A 545-nucleotide genomic window follows, 5' to 3' on the forward strand; every position below is an offset into this window, starting at 1 on the left:
AATTTGCGAGCGATAGCCATTAAATTCAGCCAGCAGGCGCGGGCCTTCCCATAAAAAGCGCGTTTCTTTTATGCGGTACTTTTCAGCGTCAGCCGTCACGCCTTCCATACGCTGATAGCGTACCCGCTTGCTGATGCGCCTTCCGAGCGGGTCGTAGGCAAAACTGACGACGCATTCCGCCAGCGTATGGCTGACCGGCTGATGCAAGACCTCAGTCAGCCGGTGTTCGCTGTCATAGCGATACCGCCAGCGTTCGCCGTGTGTACGTTTCTCCGTGGTTCTGCCGTAGATATCGTAAAGATACTCATATTTGCCCTGCTGGATAACCCGGTTATGCGGCCATGCGCCGATATTGAGAGTCGGATCCAACGGGTTCGAAGCCGGATCGTAGCGTAAATATTGTGGCGTGGACGCCCCGGTTTCCCGTCCGATCAGCCGGTCGGCGGCGTCGTAAGTGTAACGGCGCTGCCGGAACAGGGGGGTGCTCTGATGCACCGAGGTGAGGTTATCCCGCAGATCGTAGTGCCAGCTCTCTTTCGTCTGCG

At 57.2% G+C, this 545-nt stretch carries 1 pseudogene; it reads right to left on the minus strand.

From position 1 onward, the window contains the following. A pseudogene (locus D6C13_RS25370) lies at nucleotides 1–545 on the minus strand (hypothetical protein); the annotation flags it as partial.

It is taken from the genome of Rahnella woolbedingensis (assembly GCF_003602095.1).
GTDB lineage: Bacteria > Pseudomonadota > Gammaproteobacteria > Enterobacterales > Enterobacteriaceae > Rahnella > Rahnella woolbedingensis.